We start from the raw sequence: 17,515 nt of genomic DNA on the forward strand, positions 1-17,515 counted from the left end.
CCCTTTACAGTGTTCTAACTACGATATACACCACCAGAGATAAGATATAGTCGAAATAATCCACAGATTCGATAGCTGATACCTTTTATATTTTTAGTTACACAGATGTAGATCAATGTGATCGAAAAAAAGCCCTCCGAAGAGGGCCGAGGCATTTTATAAACCAGGCCTTACACCCAGTGTGTGGCAAATGGCATAACTCATCTCTGCCCGGTTCAACGTGTAGAAGTGAAAATCTTTTACCCCTTCGCGACTTAAAATCTTCACCATGTCCATCGCGATATTGGCGCCGACCAGTTTGCGGGTTTCCGCATCATCGTCCAGACCGTCAAACATTTGTGACATCCAGGCCGGAATACGCACGTTGGTCATGTCAGCAAATTTCTTTGCTTGCTTAAAGTTGGAAACCGGCAGAATGCCCGGAATGATTTCAACGTCGATACCCGCAGAGACACAGCGATCGCGAAAACGCAGGTAACTTTCCACATCAAAGAAAAATTGCGTGATCGCCCGATTAGCACCAGCATCCACTTTGCGCTTCAGGTTAAGCAGATCGGCCTGAGCGCTTTTCGCTTCAGGATGCACTTCCGGGTAAGCGGCAACAGAAATATCAAAGTCAGCGACCTCTTTCAGCAATCCCACCAGGTCAGCGGCATACATCTCCGGCTTACCGCTGCCCGGCGGCAGATCGCCACGCAGCGCAACGATATGACGAATACCGTTATTCCAGTAATCCTGTGCAATCGCGCGCAGTTCATCGCGTGTCGCATCGATACAGGTCAGGTGCGGTGCTGCTTCCAGACCGGTACGATCCTTAATTCCTTTAATAATGCTGTGCGTACGGTCGCGTTCACCCGAGTTGGCGCCGTAGGTCACAGAGACAAATTTTGGCTTCAGACTGCTCAGGCGATCGATGGAGTTCCACAAGGTCTGCTCCATTTCACTGGTGCGCGGCGGGAAGAATTCGAACGAAACATTAATCTGACCCTGCACTTCCGCCAGGCTCTGATTCAGGGCTTCCCGCTGGTTGGCGTGAAAAAAGCTCATACCTTACCTCATCAATCTTTTGTCATTATATGTTGTGTTGTGAACATCTATCCATTTAGACGTCTAGATGTAAAAATGACGGAAAAGCGGCGTGGCGTCAACCGAAAAATCACCATTAATGGTGAGGAATCCTCAGTGAAGATGAAAATAATTCAAGTCAGTCTGAACAAACAAGGGATTGCAGCCTCTTTGTTTTAAGCCACGCCAGTCGTGCAGCGTTTTCAGGCAACATCACCAACCCGGCAGTGATACGCAATGTGTTGTCGTTCAACGCACGGAAAACTACGCCCTGACGCTGAATAGCCGCAAACGAGGAAGATAGGATGCCTTCAGAACGTTTTATAACGGGTCAGGACATGTTGCAACGGGTGGATGACAAAGACGCCGATGCCCTCGTCAAAAGTGTGCAAGATATCGCGCCGGATGGCGCTACGCTTATCCGGCCTACGAAGGGTGTTTAACGTAGGCCGGAGGCGGTACAGGACTACAGCAGTTGCGCCAGACGGTTGATGTCTGACTGAATGGCCCCGGCGGTCACGTCACGACCAGCGCCCGGCCCGCGAATAACCAGCGGGTTATCGCGATACCAGCGGCTTTCGATGGCGAAGACGTTATCGCACGGCAGCAGCGCCGCCAGTGGGTGTTCCGCACGCACCGCTTCCACACCAACGCGCGCTTTGCCGTTGGCATCGAAACGCGCCACATAGCGCAGCACCAGCCCCATTTCGCGGGCGGCTTCCAGACGCTGCACCATCTGCTCATTCAGTTCATCGCCATTTTCAAAGAAATGGTCGATTGATCCCTCTTCACAATGCGCAGGCACCAGTGACTCTACGCGCACCTGATCCGGTTCGATGTCGTAACCCGCTTCACGCGCCAGAATCACCAGTTTGCGCATCACATCTTTCCCGGAAAGGTCAACGCGCGGATCCGGCTCTGTCAGCCCCTGCTGCCACGCTTGATCCACCAAATCGGTAAAGGGAACCGTGCCGTCAAATTGCAGGAACAGCCACGATAGCGTGCCGGAGAAGATCCCGCTGATCGACAAAATGGTATCGCCGCTATCGATCAGATCGCGCACCGTGTGGTTGATCGGCAAACCGGCACCCACGGTGGCGTTATACAACCAGTGACGCCCGGTTTTTTCAAACGCGTCATGGATCTGGCGGTACTTATCGCTATTGCTCGCCCCTGCCAGCTTATTGGCGCTGATCACGTGGAAACCGTGGCTGGCAAAATCAAGATACTGATCGGCCAGTTGCTCACTGGCCGTCACATCCAGCACCACCAAATCGTCATACGGGTGCGCACGCATCCACAGAAACAGCGACTCTTCATCCTGCTCAATGGCTTCGTCGTTAAAGAACGCCAGCGCGCGGCTGGCATCCAGTCCTTCGTAGTTCAGCAGGCTACGACGGCTGTCCACCACGCCTGCCAGCACGAATTCAAAACCGGTACGCGCCGAGAGCGTGCTTTGCTCGCGGGTAAACAGTTCCAGCCAGCGCGAACCGATGTTGCCTTTGCCAAACAGCATCAAACCGATCCGCTTTTCCGCACGGAAAATAGACTGGTGCAAGCCCTGAATCAGACTCTCGGTAGGCCCAGTGCGCAGTACCGCCACCAGGCTGATACCCTCTTCCGACTGCCAGGTAAATTCAACCGGTTGGCCTTTCAACTGCTGCCAGAAACGGTGGCAGTGCAATGGATTACGGGTGACACCTGCACCAACCATAGCCACCAGCGCCAGCCCCTGACGCAAACGCAGCTCGCCCGGTAACCCCGCTTCATCGAGGATTTTCAGCGCGCTGTCGGCCACTTCGGAGGTATAGCAAAACTGCAGCAACTGGCGATCATTATGGACGCCAACCGCCAGCGGACGCACCTGCGCCCGTTTCAGAATCTGTTCGATATCTTTGTACGCCAGCTTAAAATCCTGGCTTGCAGGCACCTGAAATTCGATCAGGCAGACATCATCATGACTGGTCACGATACGCGCGCCTGTGCCGGAGGCCAGCACGCGTTCAATCCGGGTGGACCCCTGATCCGGCGTGTAGCTACAGCGCAGTTGCAGATCGATATCGCTCCCGGAGACCGGCTGCAACGTGCGAGCATGCAAAACCGGCGCCGCCAGACGCGCCAGTTCACTGGCTTCATCCAGACGCAGAAGCGGTAACAGGCAGGCATCTTTCACTTTACGCGGATCAGCGCTGTACACCCCGGCCACATCGCTCCAGATAGTGACGCGGGAGGCTCCGGCCAGTGCGCCAATTTGCGTGGCAGAGTAGTCCGAACCGTTACGGCCCAGCAGTACCGTTTCGCCCGCATTGCTGCGGCTGATAAACCCGGTCACCACCAAACGTTTACCCGGATGCTGCGCCAGCAGTTGCTGCAATAATGGATAAGAAAGTCCCTCATCGACCTGCGGCTGTGCGGCGCGCTCGGCGCGTAAAAACTCACGCGCGTCCAGCCATGCGGACGCCAGTCCCTGCTGGTTAAGCACCGCCGACATCAGACGCGCCGACCACACTTCACCGTGCCCGACCACTTCCGCATAAACGGCGTCAGTCACACCACTGTCGAGTAAACCCGCCAGCCGTTCCAGGTCATTGATGAAGGCGCTGAGTAGGTCATCTGCAACCTCTGTCGGCAATAATCCACTGATAAGATCGCTCTGGTAGCGACGCAACGTCTGCTGAACCTGATGCGCAGAGAGTCTGTCGGTCTGGCTTAATTTCAGCCAGCTAATCAACTGGTTGGTGGTACTGCCTGCGGCGGAAACGACCATCATATCGTCGGGCTGCGAGTACTCCGCCATGATGCCTGCGACACGCAGATAACATTTCACGTCTGCCAGACTACTGCCACCAAATTTATGCAGTTGACGACCCTTCGTCCCTGCCTGCGCAATCACACTCATGTTTACCCCTTGTTTGCAGCCCGGAAGCCATTTTCCAGGTCGGCAATTAAATCTTCGCCATCTTCAATACCCGTGGAGATACGCAGCAACGTTTCGGAGATCCCGGCGGCAGCACGTGCTTCCGGCGCCATGCCTGCATGCGTCATCGTCGCGGCATGGGAGATCAAACTCTCAACACCCCCTAAAGATTCCGCCAGCGTAAACAGGGACAGACCGCTCAGGAAGCGACGTAACGTCTGCTCATCCCCATCCAGTTCAAAACTCAACATGGCGCCAAAACCTTTTTGCTGGCGGGCAGCAATCTCATGCCCCTGATTCTCCGGCAAAGACGGATGATACAGTTTTTTCACCAGCGGCTGGGTTTGCAGATAATCAACAATGGCCTGCGCATTGCGTTGAGCCACTTCCATACGCGGCGACAACGTACGCAGTCCACGTAACAGCAGGTAGCTATCAAACGCACCGCCGGTGACGCCGATATTATTCGCCCACCACGCCAGTTCCGTCACGGTATCCGGATCTTTTGCAATCACGACACCCGCGACCACATCGGAATGACCATTCAGATATTTTGTGCATGAATGCAACACCAGATCGGCGCCCAATGCCAGCGGATTTTGCAACGCCGGGCTTAAAAACGTGTTGTCCACAACGCTTACCGCACCAACCTCATGCGCCAGTGTGCAGATTTTCGCAATATCCACTACACGTAACAATGGATTACTTGGGCTTTCCACCAACACCAGTTTGGGTTTTTCTGCCAGCGCGGCCCGCAGAGCCTGCTCATCACCTTGATCGACAAACAGCACGCGATAGCAGCCGCGTTTTGCCAGGCTGTCGAATAAACGGTAACTGCCGCCATAACAGTCATGCGGCGCCACCAGCAGATCGCCAGGTTTCAGAAACACCGTCGTCACCAGGTGAATCGCCGACATGCCGGTATTGGTGAGTACCGCGCCTGCGCCACCTTCAAGCTCTGCCAGCGCGCGCTGGACCACATCGCGCGTGGGATTGCCACGTCGAGAGTAATCATGTGCACGAGGTTCATTAAAACCGGTAAAGTTATAGGTGCTGGAAAGGTGAATCGGCGGGACAACGCAACCGTACTGCTCGTCGTCGTTTAACCCGCTACGCACTGCGATGGTGGCCTGTTTACGCGTCATGTTGAGAAGTTCCTGGGCTGAGTCAGTGAAAGTCAGACCTCAGAGTAATCATTGTTATAATAGACGTCAATACATCTGGACATCTAAACTTCTTTGCGTATAGATTGAGCAAACGGAAAATAGCCGTTAAAATTATACGCATTAGCGCACACCCGCGACGGCTAACTTCGTGTAAGGGCCGCGCCACTACGGTAAACTACGCGCAATTATGGCCTGGACCCAGTTTCCGGCCTCATACTAATGACGAAGAGGATTAAGTATCTCATGGCTGAATGGAGCGGCGAATATATCAGCCCATACGCTGAGCACGGTAAGAAGAGTGAGCAGGTCAAAAAAATTACGGTTTCCATTCCTCTGAAGGTGTTAAAAATCCTCACCGATGAACGTACGCGTCGTCAGGTGAATAACCTGCGTCACGCCACCAACAGCGAACTGCTGTGTGAAGCGTTCTTGCACGCCTTCACCGGGCAACCCTTGCCGAATGACGACGATCTGCGTAAAGAACGCAGTGATGAAATTCCCGAAGCGGCAAAAGAGATCATGCGTGAACTGGGGATCGACCCGGAAACGTGGGAATACTAAGTAAGAAAAAAGCGGCGCGGATTTAACCAGCCGCTTTTTTTAATGGTGTAACAAGGACGTTAACCGATGAAACACAGGCTACCGATCTTCGGTCTGCTGATTGCAGCCCCCGCTTTTGCCTGGCAGCCACAAACCGGCGATATCCTCTTTCAGATTTCTCGCTCATCGCAAAGCAAAGCCATTCAACTGGCGACACATTCCGATTACAGCCATACCGGTATGCTGGTCGTACGCGATAAAACACCGTATGTCTTTGAAGCGGTTGGTCCGGTGAAATATACCCCGCTGCAACAGTGGATCGCCCGGGGCGAGGATGGCAAATATATTGTCCGCCGTGTCAGCGGTGGGTTAACCGCCGGACAGCAACAAAAACTGGCGCAAACAGCGAAGCATTATCTTGGCAAACCCTACGATTTCGCCTTTTCCTGGACCGACGATCGCCAGTACTGTTCTGAAGTTGTCTGGAAGGTCTATCAGAACGCGCTGGGGATACGTGTCGGCGAGCAGCAAAAGCTGAAAGAGTTTGATCTTCGCCACCCGGCCGTGCAGGCGAAGCTAAAAGAACGCTACGGTAAAAATATCCCGCTTAATGAAACCGTTATCTCACCCCAGGCCGTATTCAATGCGCCGCAACTGACCACAGTCGCCAAAGAGTGGCCGCTGTTTTCGTGGTAGCAGAAAGGCAGAGATTTCCCTCTGCCCTTTTGGTTAAATCACAATGGTATAGCGTCGAGTTGTACGGTCATTTCTTTGACCCTTTTTCCACTCAGCGCCTTATTTGATAATCCCATTGAATTTATTCAGCGTTTCTTCCATTTTGAGCGTTTCTTTTCGGTTCAGCGGATAGCAATAAATCAAAATCACTGCGGCCAAAAACAGGCACAACGCAGGTAAGAGATTGGCCATCATGTAAATATTTTCCTGCACGGCACTGGTTTGAATGGCGCCGCCCGTCGACGAAGACTGGTAGCCAATGATGGCCAGCATAAAACCGCCAATGGCCCCAGCACATGCCTGACCCACTTTGCGGGCAAAGAAGTTCACACCATAAACGGTGCCATCCTCGCGATCGCCAGTGACGTACTGGTGATAATCACAAACATCGGTCATAAATGCCCAAATCATGAGATTGAATAACCCTGCCCCCAGCGTCGCAAGGAAAAGGAAGACCAGATAAACTCTCGCATCGGTGATGTGGATGAAGTACATCATCAGATACATCCCCACCGAAAAGAGCAGAGCGCCTACACTGGCTTCTTTTTTACCAAACCGCTTCGTGAGCCAGGACGCCGACGGCGCCAGCAGAATCAGGGAACCAAAGGTAAACAGTAAGGCGACAGACATTGCGGCTTTATTGTGGAAATAGTCATTAAATAAATAGGTCATATTGGTACCGGAAAGCCCCTGATTAATCACAATAAGCAGATCCACAATAACCAGGACAATCAGCGCTTTATTACGCAACAACCCCTTCAGTAAAACAGAAACCGGCACGCTCTCTTTTCTCTCCACACGGACACGTTCCGTCGTTAACTGGCAAGTCAATGTTAAGAAGATAAAAGCCAGTACTGCGCAGCCAATCGCAATCCAGAAGAAATGTTGCCCGGAAATCACCTGGCTTCCGTCAACAAGGGTTGTATACATCAGAATGGGAATAAAAAAGCCGGTTGCCCCACCGCCAATCGCCGAACCAATGCTACGGTAGGTCGAAAGCGAAACGCGATCGTCAGGATTCGAGCTAATCGCTGCTGACATCGCACCATAAGGAATGTTAACGGTCGATAACAGCGAACCATAAATAAAATAGGAACAGCAGATATAGATAATTTTCGCCGTCTCAGAAAATTCATGAACAAACGGTAAAAAAAGCACGACCGAAATAATACAAAACGGGTATTTCATACGACGAACCCAGGGATTAAAACGCCCATAAGCTGTCAGTTTAGACGTATCACATAAGCGCCCTACGGCGACATCAACAAACGCATCAAAGAGTTTTGTCACAAAATAGAGCGACCCGACAATGACGCCGGAAACACCGAGCACGTTAGTGTAATAAATCATTAAAAAACTATTCACTAACCCAAGAATAAAACAATTCCCCAGATCGCCACACAAGTAACCTATTTTATCTCTGAATCCGAAAGGCCTGATGGCAATGCTTATATTGCTTCCAGTAATAGATTCATCACTAGACATTATGTCAACTCCTTAGACACGTTATTCACACGAATGATGTTTTATCCTGATGATCGAGGTAATAAAAAATTGAAGAGTATTAATCGTCAGAAATTATAACCAAGACCAACGCGATAACGCGTCTGGCGATCGTCCGTCGTTGTCGTGTTATAACCAGAGGAAACGTTACCCACTTCAACAAAAGGAACCCAGGAACCTATCTTATAAGCAACCCGGAAGTTATATTCATAATCTTCTTTTTTGTTGTTATACAGATCTTCACTGTCGGCTATTTTATAAATACCGTTTAGTTCAAACATCCAGTTATTGACGTTATAACCGAGCCATGCTTCTGGGCGATAAACCATCCGGTCATCTTTACCGTCAGCGTTTCTACGCATATATTCCTGTCGATAACGGAATGCAGTCCACCAGTTGTCATTGATATTATACTGTACGCGCAGATAAGGCTTATAAACCGCGATGTTATCACCCGTTTCGATCGCGATACCTGGCTGCCAGATGAAATCCTGCCAGTTGAATTGATAACTTGCAGTATACTCGTTACCGTTACTTTCCATATTGTTCCACGCATCATTAGAACGTGAAATAGCTTCTACCGCCACACCAAAACCAGTAGAAAAACGATGAGACATATAAACACGGTCATAGTTACGTCCATCGTCATAATATTCATGACGGAAATCAACATAACCCGCGTGTGCGGCCGCAGAGAATAATGGAATAAATAATAATGCGATCTTTAATTTCATGACCATCCCTCTTCATGCATAATTAATAAATTAATCCGCCCGTTTCTCTGTAAAGGAGAAGACAAAATGGATCTATGGATATTTTAAAATTTCTAAATAATTGTATTTAAGCAGAAGAGGTAAAACCTTTTTAATTTTGCCAACAAAAGAAATAAATGGCAAAAACGAGAAGATAAAAATGATGAAGATCACTAACAGAAACAATTTGCCTAAAAAAATAGAAACGATGTTTTATTTTATATATTGGAGATATTTATTCAATAGGAAAATAGATATTTCAATTTACAGGCACAAAAAAAGCGCCGTAAGGCGCTTTTTTCTGAGAAGCAAAACTTATTTGCTGCCCGGGATGCTGAAACGCTTGTTGAAGCGGTCAACACGGCCACCGGTTGCAACATCACGCTGCTTACCAGTGTAGAACGGGTGGCATTTAGCACACACGTCCAGGTTCAGATCGTGGCCCACGGTGGAACGGATCTGGATGGAGTTACCGCAAGAGCAGTTTGCAGTAATCATTTCGTATTTCGGGTGAATATCTTTTTTCATGGGAAACCTCAGTTAAGGCCGCGTCGCTCTTCCAGCCCTAACGCCAGACACCACGCGATGTTGATAGTATAGTTTTGACACAATCAATTTGCATCAAAGGCGGCGAATCATACAGAAATTAGCCAGCGTATGCAAACTGATCCGCGCTCCCTTACCACAATGTGTATACTAACCCGCCAGCTTTCAAGTCAGGATGATGACATGCCCGTCGCGCACGTTGCCTTACCCGTTCCGCTTCCCCGAACCTTTGACTATCTCTTGCCGCAGGGCATCAGCGCCAAAGTCGGGTGTCGCGTACGTGTGCCGTTTGGTAAACAACAGGAACGCGTTGGGATTGTTGTCTCCGTCAGTGAGCAGAGCGAATTACCGCTTCATGAGCTAAAAGCGGTGGTCGAGGTGCTGGATACCGAACCGGTTTTTTCGACCTCGGTCTGGCGTTTACTGCTGTGGGCGGCGGATTATTACCATCATCCTGTGGGTGATGTGCTGTTTCATGCCCTGCCTGTTTTATTGCGCCAGGGGAGACCTGCCAGCAACGCCCCAATGTGGTATTGGTTTGCCACGGAAGAGGGGCAGGTTGTCGACCTCAACAGCCTCAAACGTTCGCCAAAACAACAGCAGGCGCTGGCTGCGCTTCGCCAGGGGAAAATCTGGCGCGAGCAGGTGGCAGATCTCGAGTTTAATGATGCGGCACTGCAGGCGCTGCGTAAAAAAGGACTGAGCGATCTGGCAAGCGAGACGCCAGCCTTCACCGACTGGCGTACACACTATGCCGTCTCAGGTGAACGCCTGCGGCTGAACACAGAGCAAGCCACCGCGGTTGGCGCGATACACAGCGCGTCAGACAGTTTCTCGGCCTGGCTGCTGGCAGGTGTCACGGGCTCGGGCAAAACGGAAGTGTATCTCAGCGTGTTGGAAAACGTGCTTGCTCAGGGGAAACAGGCGCTGGTGATGGTGCCGGAGATCGGTCTGACCCCACAAACCATTGCCCGTTTTCGCGAGCGCTTTAATGCGCCTGTCGAGGTGCTGCACTCCGGCCTGAATGACAGCGAACGTCTCTCAGCATGGCTGAAGGCCAAAAATGGTGAAGCGGCGATTGTTATCGGGACCCGCTCATCGCTGTTTACACCGTTTAAAAATCTCGGCGTCATCGTGATTGATGAAGAACACGATAGCTCCTACAAACAACAGGAAGGCTGGCGCTATCATGCCCGCGACCTTGCTGTCTATCGCGCCCATAGCGAGCAGATCCCCATTATTCTCGGCTCCGCCACGCCGGCACTGGAAACGCTATTCAATGTGCGGCAGAAAAAGTACCGCATGCTGCGTCTGACCCGCCGGGCAGGCAATGCCCGTCCGGCCATGCAGCATGTGCTCGACTTGAAAGGCCAGAAGGTGCAAGCCGGACTGGCTCCCGCGTTAATCACGCGTATGCGCCAGCATCTACAGGCCGATAATCAGGTTATTCTGTTCCTTAACCGTCGGGGATTTGCCCCTGCGTTGTTGTGCCATGACTGTGGCTGGACAGCAGAATGTCCGCGCTGCGATCACTATTACACGCTGCATCAGGCGCAACACCATTTACGCTGTCACCACTGCGACAGCCAGCGCCCGGTACCACGCCAGTGTCCTTCCTGCGGCTCCACACACATGGTGCCGGTCGGGTTAGGCACTGAGCAACTTGAACAAGCGCTGACTCCCTTCTTCCCGGGCGTGCCGATTTCTCGTATCGATCGCGACACCACCAGCCGTAAAGGGGCGCTGGAGCAGCATCTGGCGGAAGTGCATCGCGGCGGCGCACGTATTTTGATCGGCACGCAAATGCTGGCCAAAGGTCACCATTTCCCGGACGTCACCCTGGTGGCGCTACTGGATGTTGACGGCGCGCTGTTCTCAGCGGATTTCCGTTCTGCAGAACGTTTTGCCCAGCTCTATACCCAGGTTTCCGGACGTGCCGGGCGCGCAGGTAAGCAGGGTGAAGTCGTGTTGCAGACCCACCATCCGGAACACCCGCTACTACAAACCCTGCTACACAAAGGTTATGACGCATTTGCAGAGCAAGCACTGGCAGAACGGCAAACGCTCCAGCTCCCCCCCTGGACCAGCCATGTCATTGTTCGGGCGGAAGATCATAACAATCAGCAGGCGCCTCTGTTCCTGCAGCAGTTGCGCAACCTGATCCAGGCCAGCCCGCTGGCGGATGAAAAACTCTGGGTTTTGGGACCTGTTCCCGCCCTGGCGCCCAAACGCGGCGGTCGCTATCGCTGGCAAATTTTACTCCAGCATCCGTCACGAATACGCCTGCAACATATCGTCAGTGGCACGATGGCGCTGATCAATACGCTGCCCGATTCACGCAAGGTCAAATGGGTGCTGGACGTCGATCCGATTGAGGGATAACCCCTCATGATGCGAGGAGGATCGAAATATTCAGGACTCATCACACTTTTTATGAAAATTCTGTAACCGCTTCCATTAACTATCTGATAAAAATGATTCTGATATTAGTTTTCCAGGGATAGGTCTGCGCCTGCATGCCCCAGGCGAGGAGAGAGAGTGAAACCGAAGAACCAGGTTGCTGCCGCTACAATGAAAGATGTTGCTCTAAAGGCGAAAGTCTCAACAGCAACCGTGTCCCGCGCGCTAATGAACCCAGACAAAGTCTCCCAGTCGACCCGTAGCCGGGTAGAACAGGCAGCCATGGAAGTGGGGTATTTACCGCAATCAATGGGGCGAAACGTTAAACGCAATGAATCACGCACTATCCTGGTGATTGTTCCGGATATTTGCGATCCGTTTTTCAGTGAAATTATCCGTGGCATTGAAGTGACCGCGGCAAAGCAAGGCTATCTGGTGTTGATCGGCGATTGCGCCCACCAGAATCAGCAAGAGAAAACATTTATCAATCTGATCATCACCAAACAGATTGACGGCATGTTGCTGCTCGGTTCACGTCTCCCCTTTGACGCCAGTATCGAAGAACAGCGCAATCTGCCGCCCATGGTGATGGCGAACGAATTTGCACCCGAGCTGGAGTTGCCGACCGTTCATATCGATAACCTGACTGCCGCCTTCGATGCAGTGAATTATCTTCATGAACAAGGGCATCAGCGTATTGGATGTATCGCCGGACCAGAAGAGATGCCGCTTTGCCACTACCGTTTGCAAGGCTATGTTCAGGCATTACGCCGTAGCGGGATTACGGTTGATCCGCATTATATCGCTCGCGGTGATTTCACCTACGAAGCGGGGGCGAACGCGCTGCAACAACTGCTCGAACTGCCACAACCGCCTACGGCCGTTTTCTGCCATAGCGATGTGATGGCGCTCGGGGCGCTTTCCTGGGCCAAACGCCGCGGCCTGAGAATACCCGAAGACCTGTCCATTATTGGTTTCGATAACATTGCGCTGGCGGAATTTTGTGATCCACCCCTGACTACCGTTGCACAGCCACGCTTTGAAATTGGACGGGAAGCTATGCTGTTATTGCTCGATCAACTGCAAGGACAAAATGTCAGCAGTGGTTCACGTTTACTGGACTGCGAGCTTATTATTCGGGGTTCAACGCGCGCTTTAACTTAAAGTAAACGCTTTAAGACTCCCCTGTCTGGTCAAAGGCCCGTCGCTTAAGTAACATGGCGGGCTGACGAACGAATAAATACAGCGAAACGATAGTGGCACAACGAGATTATGTACGTCGCGGCCAACCGGCACCTTCGCGGCGCAAAAAGAGCACCTCACGGAAAAAGCAACGCAACATACCTGCGGTCTCACCAGCAATGGTCGCGATTGCAGCTGCTGTCCTTGTGGCCTTTATCGGTGGTCTGTACTTCATTACTCATCACAAGAAAGAAGAGTCCGAAACACTGCAGGGCCAGAAGGTCGCCGGTAATGGATTGCCGCCAAAACCAGAAGAGCGCTGGCGCTACATCAAAGAGCTGGAAAGTCGCCAGCCTGGCGTACGTGCGCCTACCGAACCTTCTGCGGGCGGCGAAGTCATGAACCCAGACCAGCTCACCAATGAACAACGCCAGTTACTGGCTCAGATGCAGGCGGATATGCGCCAGCAGCCGACACAGCTGAACGAAGTGCCGTGGAACGAGCAGACGCCAGAACAGCGTCAGCAAACGTTACAGCGCCAGCGTCTGGCTCAGCAACAAGTGCAACAACAGCAGTGGGCCAATCCCCAGCCCGTTCAACAGCCGCGTACGCAGCCTCGCGTGGCTGAGCAGCCTTATCAGCAGCCGCAACAACAAACACGCACGGCGCAAAGCACCAGCGCCCCTGTCCAGCAGCCTCGTCAGACGCAGCAACCCAAACAGGCGGCAACGGCGCAGCCTTATCAGGATTTGTTGCAAACACCGGCGCACACCACCGCTTCACAGCCCAAAACGCAACAGGCCGCGCCAATTGCGCGGGCAGCGGATGCGCCGAAACCACCAACAGAGAAGAAAGATGAGCGCCGCTGGATGGTGCAGTGCGGCTCGTTTAAAGGCGCTGAACAGGCAGAAACCGTACGTGCGCAACTGGCCTTTGAAGGGTTTGATTCCCGAATAACTACCAATAACGGCTGGAATCGCGTGGTTATCGGCCCGGTGAAAGGCAAAGAAAATGCCGACAGCACCATCAACCGCCTGAAGATGGCGGGTCACACAAACTGCATTCGACTCGCGACCGGGGGTTGAAACCCCCAAAATCCCCCCCATCTATACTTGCATTACGCCCCGAACACTGTGCGGGGCCAGTATTCTGCATTTGTAACCAAGGGGTCTGCTCGTGACAACAATAGTAAGCGTACGCCGTAATGGCCATGTAGTCATCGCCGGTGATGGTCAGGCCACACTGGGTAATACCGTAATGAAAGGCAACGTGAAAAAAGTCCGCCGTCTGTACAACGACAAAGTCATTGCGGGCTTTGCGGGCGGCACTGCGGATGCCTTCACTCTGTTTGAATTGTTTGAGCGCAAATTAGAAATGCATCAGGGTCACCTGGTCAAAGCCGCCGTGGAGCTGGCGAAAGACTGGCGTACCGATCGCATGTTGCGCAAACTCGAAGCGCTGCTGGCGGTAGCAGATGAAACCGCCTCTCTCATCATCACCGGTAACGGTGACGTCGTGCAGCCCGAAAACGATCTGATTGCCATCGGCTCAGGCGGCCCGTACGCCCAGGCGGCAGCGCGCGCTCTGCTGGAAAACACCGATCTCGGCGCGCGTGAAATTGCTGAAAAGGCGTTGGATATTGCAGGTGATATCTGCATCTATACCAACCACTTCCATACCATCGAAGAATTACCGTCTAAAGCGTAAGGATCTCCCATGTCTGAAATGACCCCACGCGAAATCGTCAGCGAACTGAACAAGCACATTATTGGCCAGGACGCAGCGAAACGCTCCGTTGCTATCGCCTTACGTAACCGCTGGCGCCGCATGCAGCTTAACGAAGAGCTGCGCCATGAAGTCACCCCGAAAAATATTCTGATGATCGGCCCGACCGGTGTCGGTAAAACCGAAATCGCCCGTCGTCTGGCGAAACTGGCCAACGCGCCGTTCATCAAAGTGGAAGCCACTAAATTCACAGAAGTGGGCTATGTCGGCAAAGAAGTTGACTCCATCATCCGTGATCTGACTGATTCAGCAATCAAAATGGTTCGCGTTCAGTCTATCGAGAAAAACCGCTACCGTGCGGAAGAGATGGCGGAAGAACGTATCCTTGATGTGCTGATCCCACCGGCGAAAAATAACTGGGGCCAGGCTGAACAACCGTCTGAACCGTCTGCTGCACGCCAGGCATTCCGCAAAAAACTGCGTGAGGGTCAGCTCGATGATAAAGAAATCGAGATCGATCTCGCTGCCGCGCCGATGGGCGTAGAAATTATGGCGCCTCCGGGAATGGAAGAGATGACCAGCCAGTTGCAGTCCATGTTCCAGAACCTGGGCGGCCAGAAGCAAAAACCGCGCAAACTGAAAATCAAAGATGCAATGAAGCTGTTGATTGAAGAAGAAGCGGCGAAACTGGTCAACCCGGAAGAACTGAAACAAGACGCAATCGACGCGGTCGAGCAGCACGGTATCGTGTTTATCGACGAAATCGACAAAATCTGTAAGCGCGGCGAATCCTCCGGCCCGGACGTCTCCCGCGAAGGCGTACAGCGAGATCTGCTGCCGCTGGTTGAAGGCTGCACCGTCTCCACCAAACACGGCATGGTCAAAACTGACCACATTCTGTTTATCGCATCCGGCGCATTCCAGGTGGCAAAACCGTCTGACCTGATCCCTGAATTACAGGGTCGTTTGCCAATCCGCGTTGAGCTGCAGGCGCTGACCACCAGCGACTTTGAGCGCATTTTGACGGAACCGAATGCCTCTATCACCGTCCAGTACAAAGCGTTGATGGCGACCGAAGGTGTGAATATTGAATTCACCGAGTCTGGTATCAAGCGCATTGCCGAAGCCGCGTGGCAGGTAAACGAGACCACCGAAAACATCGGTGCCCGTCGTTTGCACACCGTGCTGGAGCGTCTGATGGAAGATATTTCTTATGATGCAAGCGATCTGAACGGTCAAAGCATAACAATTGATGCGGATTATGTGAGCAAACATCTGGATGCGCTGGTCGCAGATGAAGATCTGAGCCGTTTTATCCTATAATCGCGTTCACTGCATTTTCATCATTGTTGATGGGGCTGAAAAGCCCCATTTTTATTGGCGCTAAATATGACTGAACAACAACAAATTAGCCGCTCACAGGCCTGGCTGGAAAGTTTACGACCCAAGACCCTACCGCTCGCCTTCGCGGCGATCATCGTCGGTACGGCCCTGGCATGGTGGAAGGGATTTTTTGACCCTCTGGTCGCGGTGTTGGCATTGATTACCGCAGGGCTGCTGCAGATCCTGTCAAACCTCGCTAACGACTATGGCGATGCTGTCAAAGGCAGCGACAAACCTGATCGCATTGGTCCATTGCGTGGAATGCAAAAAGGGGTGATCACTCAGCAGGAGATGAGGCGGGCATTGATCGTCACCGTCGTGCTCATTTGTCTGTCCGGTCTGGCGCTGGTCGTCGTGGCATGTGACACGCTGACCGATTTTGTCGGTTTCCTGGTGCTGGGCGGCCTGTCGATTATCGCGGCCATTACCTACACCGTGGGTAACCGCCCCTATGGTTACATCGGTCTGGGCGATATTTCCGTACTGGTGTTCTTTGGCTGGCTGAGCGTCATGGGTAGCTGGTATTTGCAGGCACACACGCTGATTCCTGAACTCATCTTACCGGCAACCGCCAGTGGTCTGCTGGCAACGGCGGTGCTCAATATCAATAACCTGCGCGACATCAACAGTGACAGGGAAAACGGTAAAAACACGCTGGTTGTACGTTTAGGTGCAGTCAATGCCCGTCGCTATCATGCCTGCCTGTTGATGGGGACACTGGTCTGCCTGGCGTTGTTTAACCTTCTCTCTTTGCAAAGCCTGTGGGGATGGTTGTTTGTTCTGGCGGCACCGCTACTGATCAAACAGGCGCGGTATGTGATGCGCGAAATGGAACCGGCTGCGATGCGCCCAATGCTGGAGCGAACGGTCAAAGCTGCGCTATTAACTAACCTACTGTTTGTGGTTGGCATTTTCTTAAGTCAGTGGCCTGTTTAACTGACAAATATCAATTAACAATTGATGATTTTGCCAACAGTACACATAGCGCGATATACTAAAAATTCTCGCAGCAACTGAACGTTGATCCTATGAAATACGATACTTCCGAGCTTTGTGACATCTATCAGGAAGATGTCAACGTCGTGGAACCGCTGTTCTCTAACTTTGGAGGACGGTCGTCGTTTGGCGGACAAATCATTACGGTAAAATGTTTCGAGGACAACGGGTTGCTGTATGATCTGCTCGAACAAAATGGCCGTGGACGCATCCTGCTGGTCGATGGCGGTGGTTCTGTCCGTCGCGCACTGGTCGATGCCGAGCTGGCGCGTCTGGCCGTGCAGAATGAATGGGAAGGTCTGGTCATCTACGGCGCAGTACGCCAGGTAGACGATCTGGAAGAACTGGACATCGGTATTCAGGCGATTGCCGCCATTCCGGTCGGAGCCTCAGGTGAAGGTATCGGAGAAAGCGATGTGCGCGTCAATTTTGGCGGCGTGACGTTCTTTTCCGGCGACCATCTGTACGCCGATAACACCGGGATAATTCTTTCCGAAGACCCACTCGATATCGAGTAATCGAAAAAGGCACCGAAAGGTGCCTTTTTTATTGTCTATAGAAAACCCCCAGCTAGGCTGGGGGTTCAGTAAAGCTTTCAGCTTTGA

15 protein-coding genes and 1 pseudogene are annotated in these 17,515 nt (G+C 52.3%); 10 read left to right on the forward strand and 6 right to left on the reverse strand.

Annotated elements, in window-relative coordinates; genetic code table 11:
• Positions 1–156: 156 nt before the first annotated feature.
• The gene (gene metF, locus CJP72_RS07680) at positions 157–1,047 is read right to left on the reverse strand and encodes a methylenetetrahydrofolate reductase (RefSeq protein ID WP_162380290.1); all 891 of its coding nucleotides are present in this window, start codon (positions 1,045–1,047) and stop codon (positions 157–159) included.
• 323 nt (positions 1,048–1,370) lie between these two features.
• Here metF and CJP72_RS07685 point away from each other — a divergent pair.
• A pseudogene (locus tag CJP72_RS07685) lies at positions 1,371–1,478 on the forward strand (carboxymuconolactone decarboxylase family protein); the annotation flags it as partial.
• A 53-nt stretch (positions 1,479–1,531) separates the two neighbouring features.
• On the opposite strand, the gene metL reads toward CJP72_RS07685, so the two are convergent.
• Both metL and metB read right to left on the reverse strand, forming a co-directional pair.
• Positions 1,532–3,964, reverse strand: coding sequence for a bifunctional aspartate kinase/homoserine dehydrogenase II (metL, locus tag CJP72_RS07690; RefSeq protein ID WP_162380291.1), 2,433 nt, complete (start codon positions 3,962–3,964; stop codon positions 1,532–1,534).
• 2 nt (positions 3,965–3,966) lie between these two features.
• Positions 3,967–5,127, reverse strand: a complete 1,161-nt coding sequence (gene metB, locus CJP72_RS07695) for a cystathionine gamma-synthase (RefSeq protein ID WP_162380292.1) — start codon at positions 5,125–5,127, stop codon at positions 3,967–3,969.
• Between the two features lie 264 nt (positions 5,128–5,391).
• Between metB and metJ the strand changes: the two genes are divergently transcribed.
• Both metJ and CJP72_RS07705 read left to right on the forward strand, forming a co-directional pair.
• The gene (metJ, locus tag CJP72_RS07700) at positions 5,392–5,709 is read left to right on the forward strand and encodes a met regulon transcriptional regulator MetJ (protein ID WP_162380293.1); all 318 of its coding nucleotides are present in this window, start codon (positions 5,392–5,394) and stop codon (positions 5,707–5,709) included.
• 66 nt (positions 5,710–5,775) lie between these two features.
• Positions 5,776–6,384, forward strand: a complete 609-nt coding sequence (locus tag CJP72_RS07705) for a YiiX family permuted papain-like enzyme (RefSeq protein ID WP_162380294.1) — start codon at positions 5,776–5,778, stop codon at positions 6,382–6,384.
• Positions 6,385–6,483: 99 nt separating this feature from the next.
• Here CJP72_RS07705 and CJP72_RS07710 read toward each other — a convergent pair whose 3' ends face one another.
• The 3 genes from CJP72_RS07710 to rpmE form a co-directional block, all read right to left on the reverse strand.
• Positions 6,484–7,908 carry an MFS transporter gene (locus tag CJP72_RS07710; protein ID WP_162380295.1) on the reverse strand — a complete coding sequence of 475 codons (1,425 nt, stop codon included), beginning with the start codon at positions 7,906–7,908 and terminating at the stop codon, positions 6,484–6,486.
• 86 nt (positions 7,909–7,994) lie between these two features.
• Positions 7,995–8,660 carry an oligogalacturonate-specific porin KdgM family protein gene (locus tag CJP72_RS07715; RefSeq protein ID WP_162380296.1) on the reverse strand — a complete coding sequence of 222 codons (666 nt, stop codon included), beginning with the start codon at positions 8,658–8,660 and terminating at the stop codon, positions 7,995–7,997.
• A gap of 333 nt (positions 8,661–8,993) precedes the next feature.
• A complete protein-coding gene (rpmE, locus tag CJP72_RS07720; protein WP_162380297.1) occupies positions 8,994–9,206 on the reverse strand; it encodes a 50S ribosomal protein L31 in 213 nt (70 codons plus the stop codon).
• Between the two features lie 201 nt (positions 9,207–9,407).
• Between rpmE and priA the strand changes: the two genes are divergently transcribed.
• The 7 genes from priA (at position 9,408) to rraA (ending at position 17,428) form a co-directional block, all read left to right on the forward strand.
• Positions 9,408–11,606 (forward strand): primosomal protein N', encoded by a 2,199-nt coding sequence (priA, locus tag CJP72_RS07725; RefSeq protein WP_162380298.1) that lies wholly within the window; start codon positions 9,408–9,410, stop codon positions 11,604–11,606.
• A 156-nt stretch (positions 11,607–11,762) separates the two neighbouring features.
• Positions 11,763–12,788 (forward strand): DNA-binding transcriptional regulator CytR, encoded by a 1,026-nt coding sequence (cytR, locus tag CJP72_RS07730; protein ID WP_162380299.1) that lies wholly within the window; start codon positions 11,763–11,765, stop codon positions 12,786–12,788.
• A gap of 92 nt (positions 12,789–12,880) precedes the next feature.
• Entirely contained in the window at positions 12,881–13,891 is a 1,011-nt protein-coding gene (gene ftsN, locus CJP72_RS07735; RefSeq protein WP_162380300.1) for a cell division protein FtsN, read from the forward strand.
• A 91-nt stretch (positions 13,892–13,982) separates the two neighbouring features.
• Positions 13,983–14,513, forward strand: a complete 531-nt coding sequence (hslV, locus tag CJP72_RS07740) for an ATP-dependent protease subunit HslV (RefSeq protein WP_162380301.1) — start codon at positions 13,983–13,985, stop codon at positions 14,511–14,513.
• A 9-nt stretch (positions 14,514–14,522) separates the two neighbouring features.
• The gene (gene hslU / locus CJP72_RS07745) at positions 14,523–15,854 is read left to right on the forward strand and encodes an HslU--HslV peptidase ATPase subunit (protein WP_162380302.1); all 1,332 of its coding nucleotides are present in this window, start codon (positions 14,523–14,525) and stop codon (positions 15,852–15,854) included.
• Positions 15,855–15,920: 66 nt separating this feature from the next.
• On the forward strand, positions 15,921–16,850 hold the full coding sequence (gene menA, locus CJP72_RS07750) for a 1,4-dihydroxy-2-naphthoate polyprenyltransferase (RefSeq protein WP_162380303.1): 930 nt from the start codon (positions 15,921–15,923) through the stop codon (positions 16,848–16,850).
• A 92-nt stretch (positions 16,851–16,942) separates the two neighbouring features.
• Positions 16,943–17,428, forward strand: coding sequence for a ribonuclease E activity regulator RraA (rraA, locus tag CJP72_RS07755; RefSeq protein ID WP_162380304.1), 486 nt, complete (start codon positions 16,943–16,945; stop codon positions 17,426–17,428).
• Positions 17,429–17,515 lie beyond the last annotated feature (87 nt).

The organism is Citrobacter sp. NCU1 (genome assembly GCF_010231475.1).
Classification (GTDB): domain Bacteria; phylum Pseudomonadota; class Gammaproteobacteria; order Enterobacterales; family Enterobacteriaceae; genus Citrobacter_D.

Bases quoted from the DNA above. Each gene is read 5' to 3' on its own strand.
- metL (WP_162380291.1), bottom strand. From the start codon at position 3,964: ATGAGTGTGATTGCGCAGGCAGGGACGAAGGGTCGTCAACTGCATAAA.
- rraA (WP_162380304.1), top strand. From the start codon at position 16,943: ATGAAATACGATACTTCCGAGCTTTGTGACATCTATCAGGAAGATGTC.
- priA (WP_162380298.1), top strand. From the start codon at position 9,408: ATGCCCGTCGCGCACGTTGCCTTACCCGTTCCGCTTCCCCGAACCTTT.
- CJP72_RS07715 (WP_162380296.1), bottom strand. From the start codon at position 8,660: ATGAAATTAAAGATCGCATTATTATTTATTCCATTATTCTCTGCGGCC.
- menA (WP_162380303.1), top strand. From the start codon at position 15,921: ATGACTGAACAACAACAAATTAGCCGCTCACAGGCCTGGCTGGAAAGT.
- CJP72_RS07710 (WP_162380295.1), bottom strand. From the start codon at position 7,908: ATGTCTAGTGATGAATCTATTACTGGAAGCAATATAAGCATTGCCATC.
- CJP72_RS07705 (WP_162380294.1), top strand. From the start codon at position 5,776: ATGAAACACAGGCTACCGATCTTCGGTCTGCTGATTGCAGCCCCCGCT.
- metF (WP_162380290.1), bottom strand. From the start codon at position 1,047: ATGAGCTTTTTTCACGCCAACCAGCGGGAAGCCCTGAATCAGAGCCTG.
- hslU (WP_162380302.1), top strand. From the start codon at position 14,523: ATGTCTGAAATGACCCCACGCGAAATCGTCAGCGAACTGAACAAGCAC.
- rpmE (WP_162380297.1), bottom strand. From the start codon at position 9,206: ATGAAAAAAGATATTCACCCGAAATACGAAATGATTACTGCAAACTGC.
- metJ (WP_162380293.1), top strand. From the start codon at position 5,392: ATGGCTGAATGGAGCGGCGAATATATCAGCCCATACGCTGAGCACGGT.
- metB (WP_162380292.1), bottom strand. From the start codon at position 5,127: ATGACGCGTAAACAGGCCACCATCGCAGTGCGTAGCGGGTTAAACGAC.